General features: G+C 66.6%; 24 protein-coding genes. 18 read left to right on the plus strand and 6 right to left on the minus strand.

Annotated elements, in window-relative coordinates:
• Positions 1-244: 244 nt before the first annotated feature.
• Genes PVW49_RS06790 through PVW49_RS06815 form a run of 6 tightly spaced genes read left to right on the plus strand, consistent with a single transcriptional unit; the run spans position 245 to position 5574 of the window.
• Positions 245-1234, plus strand: a complete 990-nt coding sequence (locus tag PVW49_RS06790; RefSeq protein WP_274590182.1) for a TRAP transporter substrate-binding protein — start codon at positions 245-247, stop codon at positions 1232-1234.
• On the plus strand, positions 1231-1605 hold the full coding sequence (locus PVW49_RS06795) for a cupin domain-containing protein (RefSeq protein ID WP_244526494.1): 375 nt from the start codon (positions 1231-1233) through the stop codon (positions 1603-1605). The genes PVW49_RS06790 and PVW49_RS06795 overlap by 4 nt, the downstream gene beginning before the upstream one ends.
• Entirely contained in the window at positions 1602-2075 is a 474-nt protein-coding gene (locus PVW49_RS06800) for a TRAP transporter small permease (protein WP_274590183.1), read from the plus strand. Before PVW49_RS06795 ends, PVW49_RS06800 begins: the two co-directional genes overlap by 4 nt.
• A complete protein-coding gene (locus PVW49_RS06805) occupies positions 2072-3355 on the plus strand; it encodes a TRAP transporter large permease (RefSeq protein ID WP_274590184.1) in 1284 nt (427 codons plus the stop codon). Before PVW49_RS06800 ends, PVW49_RS06805 begins: the two co-directional genes overlap by 4 nt.
• A 30-nt stretch (positions 3356-3385) precedes the next feature.
• Positions 3386-4630 carry a Zn-dependent hydrolase gene (locus PVW49_RS06810; protein WP_048529200.1) on the plus strand — a complete coding sequence of 415 codons (1245 nt, stop codon included), beginning with the start codon at positions 3386-3388 and terminating at the stop codon, positions 4628-4630.
• Between the two features lie 5 nt (positions 4631-4635).
• A complete protein-coding gene (locus PVW49_RS06815; RefSeq protein WP_274590185.1) occupies positions 4636-5574 on the plus strand; it encodes an ornithine cyclodeaminase family protein in 939 nt (312 codons plus the stop codon).
• On the opposite strand, the gene PVW49_RS06820 is transcribed toward PVW49_RS06815, so the two are convergent.
• Entirely contained in the window at positions 5556-6482 is a 927-nt protein-coding gene (locus PVW49_RS06820; protein ID WP_074836825.1) for a LysR family transcriptional regulator, read from the minus strand. The two genes, PVW49_RS06815 and PVW49_RS06820, sit on opposite strands and share 19 nt — an antisense overlap.
• 168 nt (positions 6483-6650) lie before the next feature.
• On the opposite strand from PVW49_RS06820, the gene PVW49_RS06825 reads away from it, so the two are divergent.
• From PVW49_RS06825 to PVW49_RS06855, 7 genes are all read left to right on the plus strand, one after another.
• Complete coding sequence (locus PVW49_RS06825; RefSeq protein WP_170850544.1) at positions 6651-6995, plus strand: RidA family protein; 345 nt, start codon at positions 6651-6653, stop codon at positions 6993-6995.
• A gap of 103 nt (positions 6996-7098) precedes the next feature.
• Positions 7099-7701: an RraA family protein gene (locus PVW49_RS06830; RefSeq protein WP_274590186.1), complete on the plus strand. Its 603-nt coding sequence runs from the start codon at positions 7099-7101 to the stop codon at positions 7699-7701.
• Positions 7702-7767: 66 nt separating this feature from the next.
• Positions 7768-9297, plus strand: coding sequence for an ABC transporter substrate-binding protein (locus PVW49_RS06835; protein WP_274590187.1), 1530 nt, complete (start codon positions 7768-7770; stop codon positions 9295-9297).
• 73 nt (positions 9298-9370) lie between these two features.
• Positions 9371-10291, plus strand: a complete 921-nt coding sequence (locus PVW49_RS06840) for an ABC transporter permease (protein WP_274590188.1) — start codon at positions 9371-9373, stop codon at positions 10289-10291.
• Position 10292: 1 nt separating this feature from the next.
• A complete protein-coding gene (locus PVW49_RS06845; protein WP_274590189.1) occupies positions 10293-11165 on the plus strand; it encodes an ABC transporter permease in 873 nt (290 codons plus the stop codon).
• Between the two features lie 5 nt (positions 11166-11170).
• Positions 11171-12145 carry an ABC transporter ATP-binding protein gene (locus PVW49_RS06850; protein ID WP_083416037.1) on the plus strand — a complete coding sequence of 325 codons (975 nt, stop codon included), beginning with the start codon at positions 11171-11173 and terminating at the stop codon, positions 12143-12145.
• Positions 12142-13086, plus strand: coding sequence for an oligopeptide/dipeptide ABC transporter ATP-binding protein (locus PVW49_RS06855; protein WP_274565888.1), 945 nt, complete (start codon positions 12142-12144; stop codon positions 13084-13086). Before PVW49_RS06850 ends, PVW49_RS06855 begins: the two co-directional genes overlap by 4 nt.
• Positions 13087-13098: 12 nt before the next feature.
• Here the strand turns inward: PVW49_RS06855 and PVW49_RS06860 are convergent, their stop codons facing one another.
• Genes PVW49_RS06860 through PVW49_RS06880 form a run of 5 tightly spaced genes read right to left on the minus strand, consistent with a single transcriptional unit; the run spans position 13099 to position 17243 of the window.
• On the minus strand, positions 13099-13422 hold the full coding sequence (locus PVW49_RS06860) for an antibiotic biosynthesis monooxygenase family protein (RefSeq protein WP_274565886.1): 324 nt from the start codon (positions 13420-13422) through the stop codon (positions 13099-13101).
• 19 nt (positions 13423-13441) lie between these two features.
• Positions 13442-14230 carry a heme ABC transporter ATP-binding protein gene (locus PVW49_RS06865; protein ID WP_274565885.1) on the minus strand — a complete coding sequence of 263 codons (789 nt, stop codon included), beginning with the start codon at positions 14228-14230 and terminating at the stop codon, positions 13442-13444.
• 1 nt (position 14231) lies between these two features.
• A complete protein-coding gene (locus tag PVW49_RS06870) occupies positions 14232-15305 on the minus strand; it encodes a FecCD family ABC transporter permease (protein WP_074836840.1) in 1074 nt (357 codons plus the stop codon).
• A gap of 4 nt (positions 15306-15309) precedes the next feature.
• Positions 15310-16194 carry a heme/hemin ABC transporter substrate-binding protein gene (locus PVW49_RS06875; RefSeq protein WP_274590190.1) on the minus strand — a complete coding sequence of 295 codons (885 nt, stop codon included), beginning with the start codon at positions 16192-16194 and terminating at the stop codon, positions 15310-15312.
• The gene (locus PVW49_RS06880; protein ID WP_274590191.1) at positions 16191-17243 is read right to left on the minus strand and encodes a hemin-degrading factor; all 1053 of its coding nucleotides are present in this window, start codon (positions 17241-17243) and stop codon (positions 16191-16193) included. Before PVW49_RS06880 ends, PVW49_RS06875 begins: the two co-directional genes overlap by 4 nt.
• Positions 17244-17453: 210 nt before the next feature.
• On the opposite strand from PVW49_RS06880, the gene PVW49_RS06885 reads away from it, so the two are divergent.
• The 5 genes from PVW49_RS06885 (at position 17454) to PVW49_RS06905 (ending at position 23050) form a co-directional block, all read left to right on the plus strand.
• On the plus strand, positions 17454-19478 hold the full coding sequence (locus PVW49_RS06885) for a TonB-dependent receptor plug domain-containing protein (RefSeq protein ID WP_274590192.1): 2025 nt from the start codon (positions 17454-17456) through the stop codon (positions 19476-19478).
• 155 nt (positions 19479-19633) lie between these two features.
• On the plus strand, positions 19634-20539 hold the full coding sequence (locus tag PVW49_RS06890; RefSeq protein WP_274590193.1) for a siderophore ABC transporter substrate-binding protein: 906 nt from the start codon (positions 19634-19636) through the stop codon (positions 20537-20539).
• Positions 20540-20542: 3 nt separating this feature from the next.
• The gene (locus PVW49_RS06895) at positions 20543-21361 is read left to right on the plus strand and encodes an iron chelate uptake ABC transporter family permease subunit (RefSeq protein WP_371398839.1); all 819 of its coding nucleotides are present in this window, start codon (positions 20543-20545) and stop codon (positions 21359-21361) included.
• A complete protein-coding gene (locus PVW49_RS06900; RefSeq protein WP_274590194.1) occupies positions 21354-22298 on the plus strand; it encodes an iron chelate uptake ABC transporter family permease subunit in 945 nt (314 codons plus the stop codon). The genes PVW49_RS06895 and PVW49_RS06900 overlap by 8 nt, the downstream gene beginning before the upstream one ends.
• The gene (locus tag PVW49_RS06905; protein ID WP_274590195.1) at positions 22295-23050 is read left to right on the plus strand and encodes an iron ABC transporter ATP-binding protein; all 756 of its coding nucleotides are present in this window, start codon (positions 22295-22297) and stop codon (positions 23048-23050) included. Before PVW49_RS06900 ends, PVW49_RS06905 begins: the two co-directional genes overlap by 4 nt.
• The last annotated feature ends 4 nt before the right edge of the window (positions 23051-23054 follow it).

Raw genomic sequence — 23054 nt, forward strand, 5'->3', positions numbered from 1 at the left:
GTCTCGCAAAGCCCCCGACGAACACTTATGGGTAACTGCAAGCTAAATCGGGCGGTTACCAGCGCACGCAGGGCTGTACTTCCTGGTATGGCCGGAGGGGCTTTTCGTCGGCGCAAAAGCCTTTCCAGGCGGAGGGCGCGACCCATTCGGAAAAACTGTTCCAACCATAGCCCCGGCTTATTTGCGCAAATCCTGCGTTCGGTGTTTCTTCGGCGACAATAATCGCTCAACAGGAGACCCGAACATGACATCCCCCTTCCCCTTGATCCGCACCGGCCTGCTGGCGGCCTGCCTTGCCGGGCTGGCGCCCGTCGCCGCCCTGGCTGCCGAAGTTTCGGTGCGTCTCGGCCACGTCCTGCCCGAGAGCCACAGCTGGCATGTCGCGGCCACCGGTTTTGCCGAGGAGGTCAACCAGCGCACCGACGGCCGGGTTGCCATCGAGGTCTTCCCTTCGGGCCAACTCGGCAGCGAAAAGGAAGTGATCGAAGGCATGCAGTTCGGCTCGGTCCAGGCCGGTCTGATCGGTTCGGGGTCGTTCCAGGGGATCGAGCCGCGGATGGGCATCATCGAAATGCCCTATGCCTGGGGCGCGCGCGATCAGGCCTTTGCGGCGCTTGACGGCGAACTGGGCGCCGAACTGGCCGGCATGCTCGACGCCAAGGGCATCAAGGTGCTCGGCTGGTGGGAAAACGGCTTCCGCAACATCACCAACAACGTCCGTCCGATCGAGACCCCCGAGGATCTCGCCGGCCTGAAAATCCGCGTCACCCCGGACAAGGTGCGCCTCGCCACCTTTGAAGGCCTGGGCGCCGAGCCTGCGCCGCTGTCCTTCGGCGAGCTGTATTCCGCGCTGCAACAGGGGTTGTTCGACGCCCAGGAAAACCCGCTGGCGATCATCTATTCGGCCTCCTTCTTCGAGGTGCAGAAATATGTCTCGCTCTCCGAGCACATCTGGGGCGCGGCGACGCTGACCATGTCGAACGCCACGTGGAACAAGATCGCGTCCGAGGATCAGGAGATCGTCATGGAGGCGGCCACGTCCTGGGGCCTGCAACAGCGCGACATGGTCGCCGCCGCCAATGACGAGCTGATCGCCAAGCTGAAAGACAAGGGCATGCAGTTCAACGAAGTCGACAAGGCTGCGTTCATCGACGCCGTGGCGCCGATCTGGGAAAGCCAGAAGGATGTCTATGGCGAAGAGCTGCTGAGCGTGCTCGACCAGTACCGGAAATGAGCCTGCGGCCGGAAATAACAGAAGTTGCATCGGTCGAGCCGGTGCAACTCTACGACTTTTCGCAGAAAGTGCTGTTTTCTCCGGCGGCGCGCGGCGAGGGCTTTCTCAAGCTGACCGTGACCACCGGCCGAAAGGGCGCGAAATCCACCGCCCACAGCCATCCCCGCGACGAGGTGACGCTGACGTTGAAAGGCGAGGCGATCCTGCGCGCCGGGGGCGAAACTTACCACATGACCGAAGGCACCGCCGTGCGCCTGCCGCCCGGGCTCGACCACACGGTCGAGGTGATCTCGGATGAATGGGTGGTTGTGGCCGCCTATTGCGACGAATGCACGCTCTGCCGCGGCCCCGAAGGATTTCTGAACCCATGACATTGAAAGACGGGTCGCTGCGCGCGGCCGGAACCATCGACCGCGCCGCGCGCTGGTCCGGCGCGGCACTGGTGGCGGGGTTCGCCGCGATGGTCGTCTATGTGGTGATCTCGCGCTACCTGTTTTCCTCGACACCGCGCTGGGCCGAAGAACTGCCGCGGCTGGCACTGGTCTGGCTGACCTTTGTCGGCGCGATCTCGGGCTTCGTGCGTGGCTCGCATTTTCGCGCCGGGCTGCTCGACCTGATCGCCTTGCCACCGCTTCTGCGCCGCGGGCTGGCGATTCTGGCCTGGCTGGCCAGCGCTGTCTTTCTCGGGGTGTTCATCTGGACCGGCGCCCGGCTGACCGGAATAACCTGGAGCCATCAGACCACCGCGCTCTCACTGCCGGTCGGCCTGTTCTACCTGTCACTGCCGGTCTGCTGCGGGTTCGCGCTGCTGGGTCTGATCCTGAAAGGGGGGCGGGAATGAGCCTTGCGCTTGCACTTCTGCTGATTGTCTTTGCTGTTCTGGTGCTGCTGGATGCGCCGATCGCCGTGGCGCTTGGCCTGTCATCGATGTTCTACCTGCTGATTGCCGATGCCGCGCCGATGATCGTCGTGGCGCAGCGCGCGGTGGCGGGGATCAACAGTTTCACCCTGCTGGCGATCCCGCTGTTCTTGCTGGCCGGGCTGCTGATGGTCCACGGCGGGCTGGCGCCCAGGATCATCGCCTTTTGCGCGGCGCTGATCGGGCGGCGCACCGGCGGGCTGGCGATGGTGATGATCATCGCCTGCATGATGTTCGGCTCGCTTTCGGGCTCGGGCGTGGCCGATGTGGTCGCCATCGGCACGATGATGCTGCCGGCGATGCGCGATCAGGGCTATGCGTCGGGGTTCTCGGCGTCGGCGCTGGGCTGCGCCGGTTCGCTCGGCACGGTGATTCCGCCGTCGATCGTGCTGATCGTCTATGGCACTGCCACCAACAGCTCGATCGGCCAGCTCTTTGTCGCCGCCATCATCCCCGGCATCCTGCTTGGCCTCGGGCTGATGCTGGTGGCCTGGTGGATTTCGCGCCGCAATGGCTGGCAGGGCGGCGAGCCCTTTTCCTGGGGAGAGTTGGGCCGCGCCGCCAAGGGCTCGATCCTGGCCATGCTGGCGCCGATCATCATCGTCGGCGGCATCCGGCTGGGCATCTTCACCCCGACCGAGGCCGCCGGCATCGGCGTGGCCTATGCGCTGTTCATCGGCGTCTTTGTCTACCGTGCACTGACGCTGGCAACGCTGATGCGGCTGTTGCGGGAAACCACCGAGATGACCGGCGTGATCCTGCTGGTCATCGCCTCGGCCTCGGTTTTCGGCTGGATCCTCGCCGCCGAGCAGGTGCCGCAGATGGCCGTCGCCGGCATCACCCAGGCGACCGAAAGCGGCACTGTCGCGCTCTTGCTCATGATGCTGGTGCTGCTGGTTCTCGGCACTTTCATGGAAAGCATCGCGATCATCCTGATCCTGGCGCCGGTTTTCCTGCCGATCCTGGCGCATTACGGCATCGATCCGGTCTATTTCGGCATCCTGCTGACCATCAACCTCGCCATCGGCGCCAATACGCCCCCGCTCGGCATCGACCTGATGGCGGCCTGCCGTGTCGGGGAAATCCCGCTCAGCGCCTCGTTCCGATATCTTGTCCCGTTCCTCGGCGTGATGGTCGGCGTGCTGCTGCTGCTGGTGCTGTTTCCCGTTCTGATTACCGATCTCCCGGCGATCCTGTTCTGATCCCCGGCTCCTGAAAGAAAGAAGGTTCCCATGCCATTGCTCCCCGATACCCGCGTCGACCTTGATCGTTTCTGGTCGACCATCGAAGCCTCTGGCGCGATCGGCAAAGGCCGGCCCGGCGGGTTGTCGCGGCTGACGCTCAGCGACGACGACCGCAGCATGCGCGACCTGTTCCGCCGCTGGTGCGAAGAGGCGGGGCTGGCGGTCGAGGTGGATGAGGCGGGCAATATCTTTGGCCGCCGTGACGGCAGTGACAACGATCTGCCGCCGATCCTGATCGGCAGCCACCTTGACACCCAGATCAACGGCGGCCGCTTCGACGGTATTGCCGGCGTGCTGGCCGGGCTCGAGGTGATCCGCAGCCTGAACGACGCCGGCCATGTCACCAAACGACCGATTGTCGTGGTCGATTGGACCAACGAGGAAGGCGCGCGGTTTTCGCCGCCGATGGTGGCCTCGGGCTGTTTCATCGGCAAATACGACATCGACTGGGTGCATGACCTGGTGGGCGACGATGGCGCGCGCTTCGGCGATGAACTGGAGCGGATCGGGTACAAGGGCGACCGCACCTGCAAGGCCGGCGAGATCGACGCCTATTTCGAGCTGCATATCGAGCAGGGGCCGATCCTCGATGCCGAAAACCGCCAGGTCGGCGTCGTCACCGGCGGCTATCCGGTGCGCGGCATGCGGGCATCGTTCAGGGGCCAGACCTCGCACACCGGGCCGACGCCGATGGACCTGCGCAAGAATGCGCTGGCGGCGGGCGCCCGCTGGCTGACGGCGGTGGACGATATCGGCTGGGATTTCGCGGTGCATGACGGCAAGGCCACCGCCGCGCGGCTGACCGCTTGGCCGAACAAGCCGGGCATTCTGTCGGACACCGCCGAAGCGGTCTGCGACGTGCGCCACCCCGACCCGATCACCACCCGCGCGATGGCGGAAAAGATGCGCCGGGCGCTGTTTGAATCGGCCGCCCGCTGCGGCTGCGACGCGGTGATCGAAGACGAATGGGAATGGGGCGGCGACATCTTTGACGCCGAGATGATCGACGGCGTGCGCAACGAGGCGATCCGCATGGGCTTCAACTGGCGCGACATTCAGAGCCAGGCGGGTCATGACGCCTATTTCCTGGCCACCCATTGCCCGACGGCCATGATCTTTACCCCCTGCAAGAACGGCATCACCCACAACAACGAAGAGCATTGCGAGCCCGAGGATTTCCTCGCCGGGCTGAACATCCTGATGCATGCGGTCGTCAACCGGGCCGACCGATGAGCGTGATGATCGGACATGACGCGCTCGAGGCCGGGCTGGGATGGCCCGAGCTGATCGCGCAACTGCGGGACTGGTATCGCAGCGATGCGGTGACCGCGCCTGACCGGCAAGTGCTCTCCATCGCCCAGCCCGACGGCAGCGAGGCCTCTTTGCTGATCATGCCGGCCTGGGTGCCGGGGGCGCGCATCGGCGTCAAGGTTGTCAGCTTCTTTCCCGCCAATGCCGCCAAGGGCCGGCCGACGATCAACGCCGGCTATCTGCTGTTCGATGGCGAGACCGGCCAGATGAAGGCGGCGCTTGACGGCGATGCGCTGACCGCCCGGCGCACCGCCGCCGCCTCGGCGCTGGCCGCCGGCTATCTGGCGCGCCGGGATGCGGCGCATCTGCTGGTGGTCGGCACCGGCCAGCTCTCGCGCGCGGTGGCCGAGGCGCATTGCACCACCCGCAGCTATGACCGCGTGTCGATCTGGGGGCGCAGCCGCGACAAGGCGGCGGCGGTGGCGGCAGAGCTGGCCCAGGCTGGCCTGCCGGCCGAGGTGGCCGAGGATCTGGAGGCGACCTGCCGGGCGGCGGATGTGATCAGCACGGTCACCGCTTCGACCCGGCCGATCATCCGGGGCGACTGGCTGAAACCGGGCAGCCACCTCGACCTGATCGGCGCCTTCAAGGGCGACATGCGCGAAAGCGACGATCGGGCGATCGCGCAGGCGCAGGTCTTTGTCGATCTGCGCGCCGGGGCGATGCTGGCCGGCGATCTGTCACAACCGCTGGACGCGGGGCGGATCGAGCCCGGGCATATCCGCGCCGACCTTGCCGAGCTGTGCCAGCAGCGGCATCCCGGCCGCAGCGATGCGGCGGCGCGCACGGTGTTCAAATCCGCCGGCATGGCGCTTCAGGATCTGGCGGCGGCCGATCTGGCAGCCGGTCAGGCCATGTCGGGATAAAGCGCCAGAAGCTCCTGCACGATGGCCACGAACTTCTGCTCTGATGGGGAAAGCTTCTCCATCGGAGCATGCACCAGATAGACATCCGCGCCGATCGGCTCGTCCGAGATCTTGAGCGGCCAGAGGTCGCCGCGCCGCACATCCTCGTCCGAGGTCATCAGCGGCAGCAGGCCAATGCCCAGCCCGGCCACGATCATCCGGCGGATTTCCTCGATATTGGTGCTCAGCCCGTTGATCCTGTTGCCCAGTCGCATGCCCTCGCGCAGCACCGTCATCGGCTCCAGCCCCATGCCCTCAGTGGCGCAGGCGAACGAGATGAAGGGCTCGCGCTGAAGATCGCGAAGATTGACCGAGTCCTGGCCGAACAGCGGATGTTCGGCGCCGCAGAACACGCTGAATTCCTCGCGAAACAGCCGGATCGAGGGCAGGTTGACCAGCGGCCGGGCCAGAAGGCAAAAGCCCAGGGTCGCGCGGTTCTGCTGGATCGAGCGGACAATCGACTGGCTGTTCTTCACCTCGCTCTGGAACACCACCGACGGGTGACGCTGGTGATAGAGCCGCAGCATCTCGTCGAGCATCGGCGAGATCAGGTTTGACACGATCAGATAGCGAACCCGCCCGCGCTCTTCCTCTTCGGCGTCACGTCCCAGAAGGTTGATCCGCTCGGCGCTGTGAAAGATGTCGCGGCATTCCTGAAAGATCTTGTCGCCCCGCGTCGTCAGCTCGAAGTGGCGGCTGTCGCGAAACACCAGCTGACATTCGAGCTGGGTTTCGAGCTTTTGCAGCGCATTGCTCACCGAAGGCTGGCTGAGTCCCAGGCGTTGGGCGGCCTTGGTGATGCTTTGTTCCTTGGCAATCACATAGAACATGCGGAGCAGGTTCCAGTTCAGGTCCGATTGCTGATCCATGCGGGGTCTTAACTTTCAGTTCTGTTCAGGGCCGGAGTGCCTGTTCTTGAGGCAACCGTAACATAAGGCGACTCTATTAATGCCATTCTTTCCGGCTATGAAGCCAGCCTGTAAGGAATGTGCAGGGTCGGCTAAGCTTGCCGAAGTTTTAATCAGAAAGCGAGAAGCATGAGCATTACCCGTCTTCACCCCGGCCCCCGCATGAGTCAGGTCGTGATCCACAACGACACCGTCTATCTGGCTGGTCAGGTCGGCACCGCCGGCGCCGATGTCGCGACCCAGACCCGCGATTGCCTGGCCGCTATCGATACCCTGCTGGACGAGGCCGGCAGCAACAAATCCAAGCTGTTGCAGGTCATTATCTGGTTGGCCGACATGGGCGATTTCCAGGAAATGAACGCGGTTTACGACGCCTGGATCGATCCGGCCAACCCGGCGGCGCGCGCCTGTGGCGAGGCCAAGCTGGCGACGCCGGAGTACAAGGTGGAGTTCATCGTCACCGCCGCGCTCTGAGCGGTGCGAAAGGGGGGTTATGGTTGCCATAACCCCCGACTATTTGACCCTGACCGTGCCTGTGCGTCTTCTCTACGGGCAACCCCAAAGGTCAGGACAGGGCATGACGGCACAAGACGATCTCTCTGATGTGGAAACCGCGACACTCGGGCACTTTCTCGAGTCGGGTTTCATGGCCCCCGCGCTTCAGGCGCTGCTGCCCGAGCGCCGTATCTTCGGCCCGGCGCTGACGGTGCGGATGCCCGGTGACGATGGCTCGATCCTGGTCGAGGCGCTGTCGCGTGCCGAACCGGGGCAGGTGATCGTCATCGATCGCTGCGGCGACTTGCGCCATGCCTGCTGGGGCGCGGTCACCACCTGCGCCGCCAAGGCGCGCGGCGTGGTCGGCACGGTGATCGACGGCTTTGTCACCGACCGCTCGGCGATCCTCGCCGAGGATTTTCCGGTCTGGTGCCGTGGCCGTTCGCCGGTCACCACCAAACCGCGCCGTTTGGGCGGCGCCGTCAATGTCACCATCAACTGCGGCGGCGTCGCTGTGCGCCCCGGCGAGCTGGTGCTCGCCGACGAGAGCGGCGTTGTGGTCATCCCGCCCGGTGAGGCCGAGGCCCATATCCGCCGCGCCCGCCAGATGCAGGCCGAGGAACGCCTGCTCCTGGCGCGGCTGCGCGCCGGGGAAACCCTTGCCGATATCACCCGCGCCGCCTGATCCCGCCAGAGACCGGAAAACCGGCCGGCCTTCCCCCTCCCCATCAGCCAACCAACAGAGAGAAACATGACTGACATCTTCAAGACATCCCTGACCGGACTGGCGGCGCTGGCCGCCTGTACCGCCCTGACGCTTGGCACGCCGGCCAGCGCCGACAAGGCCAGCAACACGCTGAACGTCGCCTTCGCCGCCGAGCCCGAGCCGCTCGACACCTACAAGATCGCCGGCCGCCAGGGCCTGATCCTGGCGCGGCACATCTACGACGGCCTGCTCTACAAGAACCTCGACACCGGCGAGATCGTGCCCGCGCTGGCCGAATCCTGGGAATTCACCGGCCCGCTGACCATGGAATTCACCCTGCGTCAGGGCGTCAAGTTCCACAACGGCGCCGATTTCACCGCCGATGACGTGGTGACGACGCTGAACACCGTGATCACCCCGGAATACGGCACCCGCTATTCGATCTCGGTCGACTGGATCGAAAGCGTCGAGAAGCTGGACGATTACAAGGTGCGCATCAACATGTCCAAGCCCTTTGCCGGCGCGGTCGAGATGCTGGCCGATGCGCTGCCGATCTACCCGCATGACTTCTTTGCCGAAAACGGATCAAGCGGCATGGCGGCCACGCCCATCGGCACCGGCCCCTACAAGCTGGTCAGCCAGGAGCCGGGCATTCGCTATCAGCTCGAGCGGTTCGAGGACCATTACGCAGGCAGCCCCAAGGCCGGCGCCACCATCGACGCGATCACCGTGCGCACCATCCCCGAGATGAACACCCAATATGCCGAGCTGATGTCGGGCGATCTTGACTGGATCTGGCGGATTCCGCCGGATCAGGCGGCGCGGCTCGAAGGCCGGGTGCAGATCATCAGCGCGCCGATCATGCGCATCGGCTATGTCGGCTTTGCCCCCGAGGCGCTGGCCGGCGACAGCCCGATCGCCGACAAGAAGGTGCGACAAGCGCTGATCCACGCCACCAACCGCGGCGCGATTGTCGAGGCATTTGCCGGCGGCGCGTCGAAAGTGCTCAATACCCCCTGCAACCCGGCGCAATTCGGCTGCGAACAGGATGTCACCGCCTACGACTTCGACCCGGAAAAGGCCAAGGCGTTGCTGGCCGAAGCGGGCTATGCGGACGGCTTCGAGATGGAGATGGTCTTTGCCGCCATGCCGCGCCCGACCGCCGAGGCCGTGGCCGCCGACCTGGCCAATGTCGGGGTGAATCTGGAGCTGAACGAGCAGCAATATTCCTCCGGCATCGGCAAGTGGCGGGCCCGCGAGCTGCCGGCGTTCTTTTCGAACTGGGGCAGCTACGGCATCGGCGACACCGCCTTTATCCTGTCGAATTTCTTTGGCGGCGGCGCGGATGATCTTGTGCAGGACGCGCAGTTGGCCGAATGGCTGACCGAGGCCGACACCGCCTCGGATCGCGCGGTGCGGGCCGAGAATTATGCGATGGCGGTCAAGAAGATCGCGGAAGAGGCCTATTGGATGCCGATGTACAACTTCAACGTCAATTATGGCCTGTCCAACGATCTAAACTTCACCCCGCACCCGGATGAGTTCGCCCGTTGGTGGATGGCAAGCTGGAAATAGGCTGACCTCACTGACGACCTGTGCCGGGCGGAGCGCTTCCCGCCGCCCGGCACGCCATGAACGGAAAGACCCCATGCTCAGCTTCCTCTCCCGGCGTCTCTTTGTCGCCTTTTGCGTCTGCGTCACGGTTTCGGCGCTCAGTTTCGCGCTGATGTTCCTCTCGGGCGATCCGGCGATCGCCATCGCCGGCGCCGGTGGCCGCGCCGAGGACGCCGAGGCGATCCGCATCGCCTATGGCTTCGACCGGCCGCTGATCGTGCAATATCTCGACTGGATCGGCAGCGCGGTGACCGGCGATCTGGGGCAGAGCATCTATTTCAATCTGCCGGTGACCGAGATCATCGGCAACCGCGTCGGGGTGACGCTGACGTTGGGCTTCATCTCGTTCCTGGTCGCGCTGGCGGTGGCGGTGCCGCTGGGCATCGCCGCGGCACTGCGCCCCAATGGCTGGATCGACCGCATTGCGCTGATCATCGCCGTGTCGGGGCAGGCGATCCCCAGCTTCTGGCTCGGGCTGATGGCGATCGTGGTCTTTGGCGTCTGGTACGGCATGGTGCCGATCTCGGGTGCCGAAAGCTGGCAGGGTTTCATCCTGCCGGTCATCGTGCTGAGCTATTACGCCGTGCCGGAACTGATGCGGATCACCCGCTCCGGGATGATCGACGTTCTGGCCACCGATTACGTGCGGGCGGCGCGGGCCAAGGGGCTGCCGATGCATCTGGTGATCTCGCGCCACGCGCTGCGCAATGCGGTGCTGCCGCTGGTATCGCTGGCGGCGGTTCAGCTCGGGCAGCTTCTGTCCGGCTCGATCGTGATCGAAAGCGTCTTTGCGCTCAACGGGCTGGGGCGGCTGGCCTGGGAATCGCTGTTGCGCAGCGATCTGCCGGTGGTGCAGGCGATCATTCTGGTGCTGTCGCTGCTCTATGTCCTGCTGACCACCTGCGCCGACATTCTGAACGCGGTGCTCGATCCGCGGCTGAGGGGAGCGGCCTGAGATGACCGAAGCAACCATGGAAACAGCGCGCCCCTCGGCCTGGCGCAAGATGCGCGGCAACACCGGGGTGATGATCGGCGGCACGCTGCTGGCGGTGATTGTCGCGATTGCGGTGCTGGCCCCGGTTCTGGCGCCGCATGACCCGCTGGCGCAGGATCTGACCCGCCGCCTGCTGCCGCCGTTCTGGCATGACCGCGCGGTGCCCGAGCACATCCTCGGCACCGATCACCTGGGCCGCGATTACCTGTCGCGGATGATCCATGGCGCCCGGGTGTCGCTGGGTGTCGGGCTGGGCGTGATCCTTGTGTCGGGCGCCATCGGCATCACCCTGGGGTTGCTGGCCGGCTATTTCGGCGGCTGGATCGACATGGTGATTAGTTTTGCCATCACCACCCGGCTCTCTCTGCCCATCGTGCTGGTGGCGCTGGCGGCGGTGGCGCTGGGCGGGGCCTCGCTGACCACCCTGATCACGGTGCTGGGCCTGCTGCTCTGGGACCGCTTCGCCGTGGTGACGCGGGCGGCGGCGCAGGGCCTGCGGCATCAGGAGTTCATCATGGGCCTGCGCGCTATCGGCGCCTGCCGCGCGCGCATCCTGTTTCTCGAGATCCTGCCCAACATGCGGGCCACGATCCTGGTCGTGGTCTCGCTCGAGGTGGCCAATGTGATCCTGCTCGAAGCGGCGCTGTCCTTTCTCGGACTGGGGGTGCGGCCGCCAACGCCGTCCTGGGGACTGATGATCGCCGAGGGCCGCGACAATATCCTGTTCGACCCCTGGCTGATCGCGCTGCCGGGCTCGGCGCTCTGCCTGCTGGTGCTGGCGGTCAACCTGTTTGGTGACGGGCTGCGCGACATCACGGGGCCGGCACGGAAATGACTGACATGATGCTCGATATCCGCGACCTTCGGGTCTCCCTTCCGACCGAGCGGGGCCTGCTGAACGCCGTGCGCGGCGTCGATCTGCAAATCGCGCGGGGTCAGACGCTCTGTCTTGTCGGGGAATCCGGCTGCGGCAAATCGCTGACCGCCACGTCGATCATGGGGCTTCTGACGCGTCAGGCGCAGATCACCACCGACCGGTTCGAAATGGCCGGGCAGGATCTGACCCGCAAACCGGCCGCCGGGCTGGCCCGGATGCGCGGCCGCGACGTGGCGATGATCTTTCAGGATCCGACCAGCGCGCTGAACCCGACGCTGACCGTCGGGCGGCAGTTGACCGAAGGGGTGATGCGCAGCGAAAAGCTGAGCCGCAGGGCGGCCGAGGCCCGCGCCGTAGAGATGCTCGAGCGGGTGGGCATTTCCAATCCCGCGGCGCGGCTGGCGCAATATCCGCACGGCTTTTCCGGCGGCCAGCGCCAGCGCATCATGATCGCCTCGGCGCTGATGGGCCGCCCGAAACTGCTGATCGCGGATGAGCCGACCACCGCGCTCGACGTCACCATCCAGGCCCAGATCCTTCAGTTACTAGGCGAGTTGCAGGCCGATCTCGGGCTGTCGATCCTGCTGATCACCCATGATCTCGGGGTGGTGGCGGCCATCGCCGATGATGTGGCGGTGATGTATGCCGGGCGGATCGTCGAACGCGCCCCGGCCCGCGATCTCTTTGTCCGTCCGCGCCATCCCTACACCCGCGGTCTGCTGGCCGCGATCCCGGTGCCGGGGGTCACGCCGCGCGGCAGCGCCTTGCCGGCGATCCCGGGGCGGGTTCCCGGGCTGATCGGCACGCTGCGGGGCTGCGCCTTCCGCGACCGCTGCGCCCAGGCGGCGCCGGATTGCGCGGCCGATCCGGTGCCGCGCCACGGGATCGGTGCGGGCCGCTTTGTCGAATGTGTCAACCCCGAGGAGGCCAGCACATGACCGCCCCGATGATCCGCCTGCACAACATCCGCAAGGCCTATCGCCTGCGGCGCGGCATGTTCGCCCCGGTCGAAGAGCTGGTGGCGGTCAACGATCTGTCGCTTGAGGTGGCCGAAGGCGAGACCCTGGGGCTGGTCGGCGAATCCGGCTGCGGCAAGAGCACGGCGGTCAGCATCATGCTGGGCCTGCAATCGCCCGACAGCGGCGCGGTCGAGATCGCCGGGCAGAAGATCGGCGCCATGCCGGTGGCCGAACGCGTCCGTCTGATCCAGCCGGTGTTTCAGAATCCTAACGCCTCGCTTAACCCGGTCAAGCGCATCCAGAGCCTGATCGGCCAGCCGCTGCGACTGCACGGTGGCGGCAACGAAGCGGCCGAGGTGGCGCGGATGTTCGATCTCGTCGGCCTGCCGTCGCGGCTGGCCGATTCCTATCCCTCGGAATTGTCGGGTGGCCAGCGCCAGCGGGTGGCCATCGCCCGCGCGCTGATCCTGAATCCGCGAGTTCTGATCTGTGACGAGCCGACCTCGGCGCTGGATGTCTCGGTCCAGGCGCAGATCATCAACCTCTTGCTGTCGCTCAAGCAGGAGCTGGGCCTGACCATGGTCTTTGTCAGTCACAACCTCGCCGTGGTCGAGCATCTGGCCGACCGGGTGGCCGTCATGTACCTCGGGCAGAAGATCGAAGAGGCCGCCACCGACGCCCTGTTCGACCGGCCACGGCATCCCTATTCGCGGGCCTTGCTGGCGGCGACGTTGCTGCCCGATCCCGCGCTTGGCATGCCCGAGCAGAAGCTTGGCGCCGCGGCGGCGGACCCCTTTGCGGCGCAGCGGGGCTGCCTCTTCGCGCCGCGCTGTCCCGAGGTGCAGAGCAGCTGCGCCGGCACGCCACAGCACCTGCGGCAGCTGGCCGAAAGCGCGGTGCGCTGCGACCAGGCGGTCTGACGGCCGCTGGGGTCAGGCGGCATCCGCCGCGATGCGCTGGATCGCCCGGAAGCCTTCGAAGCGGGGATGGCCGTCGTGCAGCGTGGGGCCGGTGCCGGCGCGGGCATGGGCCACGCGGAACTGCGGGCTGCGGGTCCAGGCGGTGAAATGCGCCTCGGACTGCCAGAGCGTATGCGAGGCATAGAGAATCCTGCCCGCCTCTTCGGGGCCTTTCAGCATGTGGAATTCGACGAAACCCTCCATCTCATGCAGCCTGCTGTCGCGGCTCAGCCAGAGCTCTTCGAAATCGGCGGCGTTTTCCAGCGGCACGGTAAAGCGGTTCATGGCAAGGAACATCTGTGGTCTCCTGTTTAAGTCATTCGGCGGCAAGCGTCGCGAGGTGCGGCAGGACAAAGGGCGTGCCCGGCGGGGGAATCTGCCCGACATTCAGGGCACAGCCATAGGCGCGGTTCAGGATGTCGCTGGTCATGACGTCGCCGGGCGTGCCCTGGGCATGACAGGCGCCGGCGGCCAGCAGGATCACCTTGTCGGCGCAGATGGCGGTCAGATTGAGGTCATGCATGACGGCAACCACGCCGCCGCCGGCGCTGGCAAAGTCGCGGGCGATGCGCATGACCTGAAGTTGATGGGCGATGTCGAGGGAGGACACCGGTTCATCGAGAAACAGCCAGCGCGGCACCCCGTCCGCCACCGGCTCCCAGACCTGGGCGAGCACGCGGGCGAGTTGCACCCGCTGCTGTTCGCCGCCCGAAAGCTCCTGGTAGCTCCGGTCGGCATAGGCGCCGAGATCGACCCGGCCCAGCGCCGCTCGAATGCGTTCTGATTGCGCGCCCGAGGTGCCGCGATGCAGACCGATCTGCACCACTTCGGCCACGGTGAAGGGAAAGGCCAGGGTGCTGGCCTGCGGCAACACCCCCCTGAGGGCGGCGAGCTCTCGCGGGGAGAGCCGGGCGATGTCCTGCCCGCCGAGAGCGATGCGCCCGGCAAACGGCAGATCGCCGGTGATCGCCCGCAGGCAGGTGGTCTTGCCCGAGCCGTTCGGGCCGACGATGCAGGTGATCTGGCCAGGGCGGGCGGTCAGGGTCAGCCCGTCGAGGATGGTTTTGCCTCCGAGGGAGACGCGGAGATTTTGCACGTCGAGCATGTCAGAGGTCCACCACGCCGCGTTGCCGCAGCAGGATCCAGAGGAAGACCGGCGCGCCGAGCACGGCAGTGACGATACCGATCGGCAATTCGGCCGGCGTGATGATCACTCGCGCGATCATGTCGGCGCCGACCAGCAGCGCCGCGCCCAGCAGCGCCGAGTTCAGCAGCAGCGCCCGGTGGTCCGGTCCGGTGGCCAGCCGCAGCAGATGCGGCACCACGATGCCGACAAAGCCGATCCCGCCAGAGATGGCGACGGCGGCGCCGCTGGCGGCGGCGACGCAGAGGATGGCGGCGTTCTTCATCCGCTGCACCGGAATGCCGATGTGATGCGCCGTGGCCTCGCCAAGCGCCAGGCCGTTCAACCCGCGCCCCAGGCAGAGCGCCCCGGCGATGGCGGTCAGGATGATCGGCGCAGCGGCTGTCAGCTTGGCCCAGTTGGCGCCGGCGAGCGAGCCCATGTTCCAGAAGGTGAGGTCGCGCAGCTGCTGGTCGTCGGCCTTGTAGATCAGCACGCCGGCCAGCGCCCCGGCCAGGGCGGTCAGGGCGATCCCGGCGAGCAACATGGTGGCGACCGAGGTGCGCCCGGCGCGGGTCGAGACGCGGTAGAGCAGGATCGTGGTGGCCCAGCTTGCGACAAAGGCGGCGCAGGGCACCAGATAGGCGCCGGTCAGCGCGCGCAGCGCTGCGGGCAGCAGGCCGCCCAGAACGATCGCCAGAATCGCGCCCAGCATGCCGCCGGCGGTGACGCCGACAATGCCGGGATCGGCCAGCGGATTGCGGAACAGCCCCTGCATGACGGCGCCGGAAGTGGCCAGCGCCGCTCCCACCAGAAGCCCCATCGCCAGCCGTGGCAGGCGAATGTCCAAGAGCACGACGGATTCGGTGCGGCTCAGCGCATCGCCGCGCAGGCCCTTGGCCAGCACATCGCCCAGCGAGAGGCCGGTCGCCCCCACGGTCAGGCTTGCCAGTGAGACCAGAACCACCAGCAGGGCCAGCAGCAGATGCAGTCGCCGCGCCCGGTCCAGTCGGCGGGGCGGGCGGGTGCCGGGCAGAACGTCGGACAGCGCCACCATTGTGTCAGCCTCCGTAGAGCAGGGTGTTGAGCTCGGTCACCGCCTCGGCCGTGCGCGGGCCGAAGCCGAGCAGTTTCAGCCCGTCGATCTTGATCAGAGTCCGGGTGTCGGCGGCAGGGGTGATCGCCAGCGCCGGCAGCGAGAACAGCACATCGGCGGTGGTGCCATGATCGCCGCCGCGTTCCATCATCAGGATCACGTCGGGCGCGGCCACCGCCGCGGCCTCGTCGGTAAGTTGCTTGTAGCCGTCAAACCCTTCGGCGGCATTCACGCCGCCGGCCAGTCGGATCACCGCATCGGCGCCGGTTTCGGCGCCGCCAACCGTCAGCTTGCCTCCTGCGGCGCTGAGCACGAAGAGCACCCTCTTGCGCGGGTCAGGATTTGCGTCGGCCCGGGCCTTGGCGGCCGCCAGCGCCGTGGTGACCTCCTGCGCCAGTGTCTCGGCCTTGCCGGGCACTCCGAGCGCGTCGCCTATGGTGCGGATCTTGGCGGCGATGGCGGCGCCATCGAATCCGCCGGTAACCTCGACAAAATCGATGTCGGCGGCGCGCAACACATCGAGGGTCTCGGGCGGGCCGGCGCCCTCGGCCGAGAGGATCAGCGACGGCCCGACCGACAGCACGCCTTCCGGCGACAGGGCGCGCATATAGCCCACGTCGGGCAGGTCGCGCGCCGCTTCGGGCCAGGTCGAGGTGCTGTCGCGTGCCAGCAACCGGTGGCCCTGGTCTAGCGCATAGACGATTTCGGTCACGTCGCCGCCGATCGCCAGCACCCCGGCCGGCGGCACGGGCCCGGCGACCGGCTGATCCGCGCTGGCCGACCCGGACGCGAAGACACCGGAGACCGCCACCCAGAGCGCCATCACGGCGCCAAAGCTCTGCCGTTTCATTCCGCCGCCTCCGTGGCCCGCGTTTCCAGCCCGGCGACGATCTCGCGCCACCGCGGGCGGCTGTCATTGGTCTCTTTCGACACCGGGAACGCCTGAAAGATCACCGTGCCCTCGGCATCGAAGGCCTCGACCGACAGTGCCGCGCCGCGCTGGGTGGGTTTCTCGACCGCATAGACCTCGGCGATGTGATCGCGGCGCAGGTGCATGTCGAAGCCGGGATCGAGGATGTTCAGCCAGGGGCCGGTTTCCTGAAGCCGTTTGACCGGGCCACTGTGGATCTGGATGCAACCGCGATTGCCGACAAAGAACATGAAGTCGATGCCACTGTCGCGCAGGCCTGTGAACATCTCGTCCACCGCGCCGGGGGGCAGGGGCCGCACAAAGGGGTTGCCCGGCATGCGATAGGCGCCAAGCCGGTTCATCTTGAGCTTGACGCAGAGCCGCAGGAACTGATGCGTGTCGGTCAGCCGGGCCCATTTCTCGAACAGGATCTCGCGTTTCTCGGGCCGGGTCTTCGGCGCTTCGGCCGGTTTGCGGGCGGCCACCTCCAGCGCGTCGGATTGCGCCTCCAGCGCCAGCGCGGCCTTGATCCTCTCCCAGGCCGCCAGATCGGATGCCGGGCGCAGATGGATCTTGTGCACCGCCTCGCCGGCCGCGTCGAACACCTGCAACGACCGCCGTGTCCCGCCCGCCGTCTGTTTCTCGACCGCAAAGGCGCTCACCCACCAAGCCGGAAAGATCCGCAGGTCGATCTCTTCGGCCAGCACCATCGCCGCATGTTCGCCAGACCGGTAGTTGCTGTAACAGCCCACCTTTTCATGCACGCAAGAGGCATTGCGCGTCAGCGCCATAACCTCGCCCAAGGCCTCGGCGGCGGGGATCAGCCGGTCGGGGTGGGCGGCGATCCTGGTGGCGCTGTGGCCGACCCGAGCGGCAACAAGCTGGGCCTCGGCAATGCCCAGCCTCTCGGCCAGATCCCGTTCTCGCATCTTGGAATTTTCGGCAATGGCCGCGCGGATTTCGGCCGCGCCCGGCGTCTCTTGAGCCATCAGGTCCCTCACTTCGTGTCGACAAGGTTGCAACGCGTGGCTGGGCGCTCGGGAGAGATCGCTGGCGGGCATCTTTTTCTTGACTGTTTTAGTAGGTTAACTTAACTGCCGCAACCATGTTTTGCGCCGCCGCCCCGTGGCCGCCGCGCCCGCCAGCCCCCACGCCAGCGCCTCATCCCGAAAACACCTCACTTCATAAAGGGGACAGTCATGTTCATGACTCCGCTTCGCAGCTCGACCGCGCTGGTCACACTGCTCTCTCTGGCCGCGCCCGTCGCGGCGCAGGCCCAGGACACCCCCGGCGCCGGGTTCCTCGGAACGCTGTTTCTGACCTTCGGCAAACGCGACATCGCCGTCGGCTCGGCGGTGGCGCAGACCGTCGTCGATCAGGACGAGATCGAGGACCGACAGGCAGGCACCATCGCGCAGCTGATCGATTCCGTGCCCGGCGTGACCCTGGTCAACGGCAACACGCCGCAGGGCTCGGGCATCAACATCCGCGGCTTTGGCGCCAACAACACCTATGGCACCGATCAGAAGGTGGCGATCCAGATCGACGGTGCTTCGGTCGGTTCGGAAGAGCTGTATCGCATCGGCACCCAGCTCTTTACCGATCCGCTGCTCTATCGCGAGGCCACCGTCCTGCGCGGCACCATCGGCAGTTTCGCCTATGGCTCCGGCATCGTCGGCGGCGTGGTCAAGCTGGACACCAAGAACGCCGCGGATTTCACCGGCGGCGAACATGGGCTCGCGGTCGGGCAGACGGCGGAATACAGTTCCAACGGTGAAGGTGTCAGCAGCTCGACCACGCTGGCCTGGCAGCCGAACGATCAGGCCGAATTCCTGCTCAACTTCTCCTATCGCAGCTATGACGACTATCTTGATGGTGATGGCGACGTGGTTGGCAATACCGCCTTTACCACCCCGTCCGGGCTGGCCAAAGCCCGGTTCACCTTTGGCGAGATGGGCGATCAGAGCCTGACTTTTTCGGTCTCGCGCACCGTGGCGGATGACAAGGACGTGCCGTATGATCAGTTTGCCACCACCGGCGGCAGTTTCGGCAATGTCGACCGGCTGACCGATACCACCCAGGCCAGCGTGGAATATGGCTACAATCCGCTGGGCAATGACCTCGTCGATTTCACCGCCAACCTGTCTTATGCCGATCAGAAGATCGAATATGACTATGTGCCGGGGTCTTCGCCACTGGAAGGCACGCCGAGCTTCCCTTTCCTTGTGGGCACGGTGAATGCCGATCAGCGGTATGAGACGACCAAGCTGAAACTGGCCAATACCGCGCGGTTCGGCACCGACGGGATCGGCCACAGCCTGGAAACCGGCGTCGAGGTGCAGGAACGCCGGCGCAAGGACAATGAGGCCGCAAGCGCACCGGGCGGCACCGATGACCGTCTGGCGGTCTATGCGATCGACGAGATGCGTCTCGGCCGGCTGACCGTCACCCCGGCGCTGCGGTTCGAGAGCGCGCGGGTCACCCCCGCCAATGACAGTTTCGACAGCTACGAGAACGATGCGCTCATGGGCGGTCTGGCGCTGGCCTATGAATTCGACAACGGCTTTGCCGTCTTTGGCAGCGCGGCCTATACCGAAGGCCTGCCGATCATCGACGATCTTGGCGACACCGCGGCCGCCATCGACAAGATGACCACCAGCGAAAAGTCCGAGACCTACGAGCTTGGTGCCTCTTTCGGCGGCGCCGATGTCTTTGCCGCGGGTGATACGCTGGCGATGCGGGGCAATCTCTACCGGACCGAGCTCTGGGACATCACCAGCTACGCCTCGCTCGAGCGGGTCAATGTCCAGGGCTTCGAGCTCGAGGCCTCGTACGGGCTGCAAAACGGGCTGTATGTCGATCTCAATGCGCATGTCGGCCATGGCGAAGAGACCGACACCGCCGGTGATACCGAGCGCTGGCGCATCCAGGCCGCCGACACCGTCAACCTGACGGTGGGCAAGCGTTGGAATGACCGCCTGGATCTGAGCTGGGAAGTGGTGCATGGCACCGACCGCCGCGATTCCACCGTCGAGGCGCTGCCCGATGCCACGGTGCACAACCTGCGTGCCACTTTCCGGCCAGAGCAGGGGGTGTTCCAGGAGACCGAGTTTCGGGTCGGGCTGGAGAATGCCTTCGATCTCGACTACGTCGGCCATCTTTCGTCGCCCGAGCGAAAGGCCCCGGGCCGAACCTTCAAGTTCGGCGTGACCAAGGTGTTCTGACACCGCACGGGCCCGGCGCCCTGTCGCATTTTCCTGATTGTTTCAGTCGGATTTCGGGTTGCAGCCGCGCCGCGCAATCCGTTAACACCGCTGCACACCCGCGAAGCCAAGCCGACCCGCCAGCCACGCGATTGCACCCAGAACAGGAGCGATCCATGCGCATGACCCTTTTCGGCGGCCTCATCGGTGCCGCGCTTGCCGTGCCGGCGCTGGCCGGCGATGTTACTGTCGAGACCGCCACCGGCCCGGCCCCCGTGCCCAGCCACCCCGAAACCATCGCCGTTTTCGACATTGCCGCCGTCGACACGCTTGTCGCGCTGGGCCAGGAGATCGACGGCCTGCCCGACAAGGTCTTTCTCGACCATCTCAAGCCCGCCGCCGAGAGCGCCGAGGTGGTCGGCACCTTGTTCGAACCGGATTACGAAGCGCTGGCGGTGATGCAGCCTGACCTGATCGTCGCCGGCGGCCGCTCCTCCGCGCAGGTCGAAAACCTGGCGCAGATCGCGCCGACCATCGACATGACGATTTGGGGCGACGACCTGCTCGAACAGGTCGGTGCCCGGATCGCCGCCTATGGCACGATATTCGGCGTCGAAGACCGCGCCGCCAGGCTGACCGAGACGCTCGAAGCCCGGCTGCAAGAGGCCCGCGCAGCGGTGGACGGCAAGGGATCGGCGCTGATTCTGCTGACCAACGGCGGCAAGATCTCGGCTTATGGCGCCGGCGGCCGCTTTGGTTGGCTGCACAGCGCGCTCGACCTGCCGGAAGCGGCCGAGAACGTCGAGGCCGAAACTCATGGCGAAGCGGTCTCGTTCGAATTCGTCGCCGACATCGACCCCGAATGGATTCTGGTGATCGACCGGGGCGCCGCGATCGGCGCCGAAGGCGAAGCGGCGGCGGCCACGCTCGACAATCCGCTGATTGCCCGCACCAAGGCGGCGCAGGACGGCCACATCGTCCATCTCGACGCCGCCTCGCTTTACATCGCCTCGGGCGGTGCCGGTGCGGTGATGCAGGTGCTGGACGAAGTCATTGCGGCCTTCGGCCGCGCGGACAGCTGATCCTTGCGCCGGATTTGGCCTCTGGCATGGGCCGTGCTGGCCGGGTTGAGCCTGCTCAGCCTGATGATCGGCGCGGCCTCGCTGTCCGACGGGGACGGGGGCTGGCTGTTGATGGTCAGCCGCATTCCGCGCACGGCGGCGGCGCTTCTGGCCGGCGCCGGGCTGGCTCTGGCCGGCAAGATGCTGATCGCTGCCGGGGCCGCGTTGGCCGGCATGGCCGGGTTCATCGCCCTGGCCGAACGGGTGCCGCGGGCCGATCCGATGATGCTGCCCATCGTCGGCATGATCTATGGCGGCATCCTGGGGGCCATTGTGGTCTGGGCGGCCTGGATGACCGACCTGATGCAATACCTCGGCACCTGGCAACTGGGCGAATTCTCGGGCGTGATGATCGGGCGCTATGAATGGCTCTGGGCGGTGGCGCTGCTGGCGGGGCTGCTGTACGCGGTGGCCGACCGGATCACCATCCTGGGGCTGGGCGAGGCACAGGCGCGCTCTCTGGGGCTGAATTACACCCAGACCCGGGGGCTGGGGCTGGTGATCGTCTCGACCCTGACGGCGCTGGTGCTGGTGACGGTCGGCGCCTTTCCCTTTGTCGGGCTGGTGGCGCCGAACCTGGTGTCGCGCTGGCGCGGCGACAACCTGCGCACCAACCTGCCGCTGATCGCGCTGGGCGGCGGCGGGCTCGTTCTGGCGGCGGATGTCATCGGCCGGGTGATCCGCTATCCCTTCGAAATCCCCGCCGCCACGGTCTTTGGCGTCTTTGGCGCCGGGGTATTCCTTTGGCTGCTCTACGCCGCCCCGAGGCGCGCCCATGGCTGAGCGACATCTGCCGCTGCTCGCTTTGGCGCTCTGCGCGCTTAGCGCGGCCTTCCTGGGGTGGCATCTGCGCGCGCCTTTCGGGTTCATCCTGGAATTGCGCGCCACCAAGCTGGCGGCGCTGATCTGTGTCGGCGCGGCCACTGGTGCCGCAACGATCCTGTTTCAGACCGTGGCGATGAACCGTCTGCTGACGCCGGGGATTGTCGGCTTCGATGCGCTTTTCGTGCTGCTTCAGACGCTTCTGGTGGTCGCCCTCGGCGGCGTCGGCGCGGCGCAGATCCCGGGGGCCTGGCGATTTGTCCTCGAGGCGGTGTTCCTGATGGCCGCGGCGACGGCGCTCTTTGGCCTGCTGTTGCGCCGGGATGCCTCGGATGTGACGCGGATGATCCTGACCGGCGTGGTGCTCGGCGTGCTGCTGCGCGGGCTGGCCTCGATGGTGCAACGGATGATGGACCCGTCGGAATTCTCGGTGGTGCAACAGGCGATGTTCGCCAGCTTCGGCCGGGTCGACGGCGGACAGCTGGCCGCCGCCACCGGGCTGCTGGCGGCGGCTCTGCTGGCGGCGTTGCGACTGGCGCCGGCGCTGGATGTGGCCGGGCTGGGGCGCGGCGCGGCACGCGCGCTCGGGCTCGACCATGACCGGGTGGTGTTGGTTTCGTTGATGCTGGTGGCGGCGATGATCTCGGTCTCGACCGCGCTGGTCGGGCCGATCACCTTTCTCGGGTTGCTGGCCGCCAGCCTCGCCCGGCACCTGACCGACAGCCATCGCCACGCGGTGCTGATCCCGGCGGCGGCGATGATCGGGGCGCTGATCCTGGTGACCGGGCAATTCCTCTTCGAACGGCTCATGGGCAGCCAGTCGGCGCTGGCGGTGGTGGTCGAATTTTTGGGCGGGCTGCTGTTTCTCGGGCTCGTGCTGCGCAGGGGGCGCCAATGATCGAGGTTGACGGGCTGAATTATGAGGTGGCTGGCACCGCCATCCTGCACCAGGTTGGCCTGGCGCTGGAACCCGGCGGCATCACCGCGCTGATCGGGCCGAACGGGGCGGGAAAATCCTCGCTGCTGCATTGCATGGCGGGGCTGAACCGGCCCGTGGCCGGGCGGGTGCGGATCGACGGGCTCGACCCGTTCACCGCCCCGGGAGAAGAGCGGGCGCGGGCGGTGGCGCTGTTGCAGCAATCGCCGGTGGTGGTCAGCCGGTTGAAGGTGCGCGATCTGGTGGCCTTTGGCCGCTGGCCGCATCACCGCGGCCGCCCCGGCGCGCGCGATGCCGCGCAGGTCGAGGCGGCGCTGGCGGCGTTTTCCTTGCAGGGTCTCGCCGAACGCCCCTTGGAAACTCTCTCCGGCGGCCAGCGCCAGCGTGCCTTCATCGCCATGACCTATGCCCAGGACACGCCCTGGATGCTGCTTGACGAGCCGCTGAATGCGCTCGATCCGCGCCATGCCCGCGACCTGATGGCGCGGCTGCACGGGCTGACGCGCGGCGGCGGGCGCAGCATTGTGATCGTACTCCATGACATCAACGCCGCCGCCGGTTGGGCCGACCGGATCGTCGCGATGAAGGACGGCCGGGTGGTGGCGCATGACGCAAGCGCCGCGCTGCTCACCTCGCAGATGCTGGCGGATGTGTTCGACACGCCCTTCGAGGTGCTGTCGCACAGGGGGCGCGCGGTGGTTGTGGCGCGTTAGGCCG

This window comes from Marinovum sp. PR37, from assembly GCF_028807375.1.
Lineage (GTDB): Bacteria > Pseudomonadota > Alphaproteobacteria > Rhodobacterales > Rhodobacteraceae > Marinovum > Marinovum algicola.

Excerpts from the sequence above, each read along its gene's own strand:
- PVW49_RS06865 (WP_274565885.1), bottom strand. The coding sequence starts at position 14,230 with ATGCTCGACGTGCAAAATCTCCGCGTCTCCCTCGGAGGCAAAACCATC.
- PVW49_RS06835 (WP_274590187.1), top strand. The coding sequence starts at position 7,768 with ATGACTGACATCTTCAAGACATCCCTGACCGGACTGGCGGCGCTGGCC.
- PVW49_RS06840 (WP_274590188.1), top strand. The coding sequence starts at position 9,371 with ATGCTCAGCTTCCTCTCCCGGCGTCTCTTTGTCGCCTTTTGCGTCTGC.
- PVW49_RS06830 (WP_274590186.1), top strand. The coding sequence starts at position 7,099 with ATGACGGCACAAGACGATCTCTCTGATGTGGAAACCGCGACACTCGGG.
- PVW49_RS06790 (WP_274590182.1), top strand. The coding sequence starts at position 245 with ATGACATCCCCCTTCCCCTTGATCCGCACCGGCCTGCTGGCGGCCTGC.
- PVW49_RS06880 (WP_274590191.1), bottom strand. The coding sequence starts at position 17,243 with ATGGCTCAAGAGACGCCGGGCGCGGCCGAAATCCGCGCGGCCATTGCC.
- PVW49_RS06905 (WP_274590195.1), top strand. The coding sequence starts at position 22,295 with ATGATCGAGGTTGACGGGCTGAATTATGAGGTGGCTGGCACCGCCATC.
- PVW49_RS06850 (WP_083416037.1), top strand. The coding sequence starts at position 11,171 with ATGATGCTCGATATCCGCGACCTTCGGGTCTCCCTTCCGACCGAGCGG.
- PVW49_RS06820 (WP_074836825.1), bottom strand. The coding sequence starts at position 6,482 with ATGGATCAGCAATCGGACCTGAACTGGAACCTGCTCCGCATGTTCTAT.
- PVW49_RS06900 (WP_274590194.1), top strand. The coding sequence starts at position 21,354 with ATGGCTGAGCGACATCTGCCGCTGCTCGCTTTGGCGCTCTGCGCGCTT.
- PVW49_RS06860 (WP_274565886.1), bottom strand. The coding sequence starts at position 13,422 with ATGTTCCTTGCCATGAACCGCTTTACCGTGCCGCTGGAAAACGCCGCC.
- PVW49_RS06815 (WP_274590185.1), top strand. The coding sequence starts at position 4,636 with ATGATCGGACATGACGCGCTCGAGGCCGGGCTGGGATGGCCCGAGCTG.
- PVW49_RS06870 (WP_074836840.1), bottom strand. The coding sequence starts at position 15,305 with ATGGTGGCGCTGTCCGACGTTCTGCCCGGCACCCGCCCGCCCCGCCGA.
- PVW49_RS06805 (WP_274590184.1), top strand. The coding sequence starts at position 2,072 with ATGAGCCTTGCGCTTGCACTTCTGCTGATTGTCTTTGCTGTTCTGGTG.
- PVW49_RS06845 (WP_274590189.1), top strand. The coding sequence starts at position 10,293 with ATGACCGAAGCAACCATGGAAACAGCGCGCCCCTCGGCCTGGCGCAAG.
- PVW49_RS06875 (WP_274590190.1), bottom strand. The coding sequence starts at position 16,194 with ATGAAACGGCAGAGCTTTGGCGCCGTGATGGCGCTCTGGGTGGCGGTC.
- PVW49_RS06825 (WP_170850544.1), top strand. The coding sequence starts at position 6,651 with ATGAGCATTACCCGTCTTCACCCCGGCCCCCGCATGAGTCAGGTCGTG.
- PVW49_RS06795 (WP_244526494.1), top strand. The coding sequence starts at position 1,231 with ATGAGCCTGCGGCCGGAAATAACAGAAGTTGCATCGGTCGAGCCGGTG.
- PVW49_RS06855 (WP_274565888.1), top strand. The coding sequence starts at position 12,142 with ATGACCGCCCCGATGATCCGCCTGCACAACATCCGCAAGGCCTATCGC.
- PVW49_RS06800 (WP_274590183.1), top strand. The coding sequence starts at position 1,602 with ATGACATTGAAAGACGGGTCGCTGCGCGCGGCCGGAACCATCGACCGC.
- PVW49_RS06810 (WP_048529200.1), top strand. The coding sequence starts at position 3,386 with ATGCCATTGCTCCCCGATACCCGCGTCGACCTTGATCGTTTCTGGTCG.
- PVW49_RS06890 (WP_274590193.1), top strand. The coding sequence starts at position 19,634 with ATGCGCATGACCCTTTTCGGCGGCCTCATCGGTGCCGCGCTTGCCGTG.
- PVW49_RS06885 (WP_274590192.1), top strand. The coding sequence starts at position 17,454 with ATGTTCATGACTCCGCTTCGCAGCTCGACCGCGCTGGTCACACTGCTC.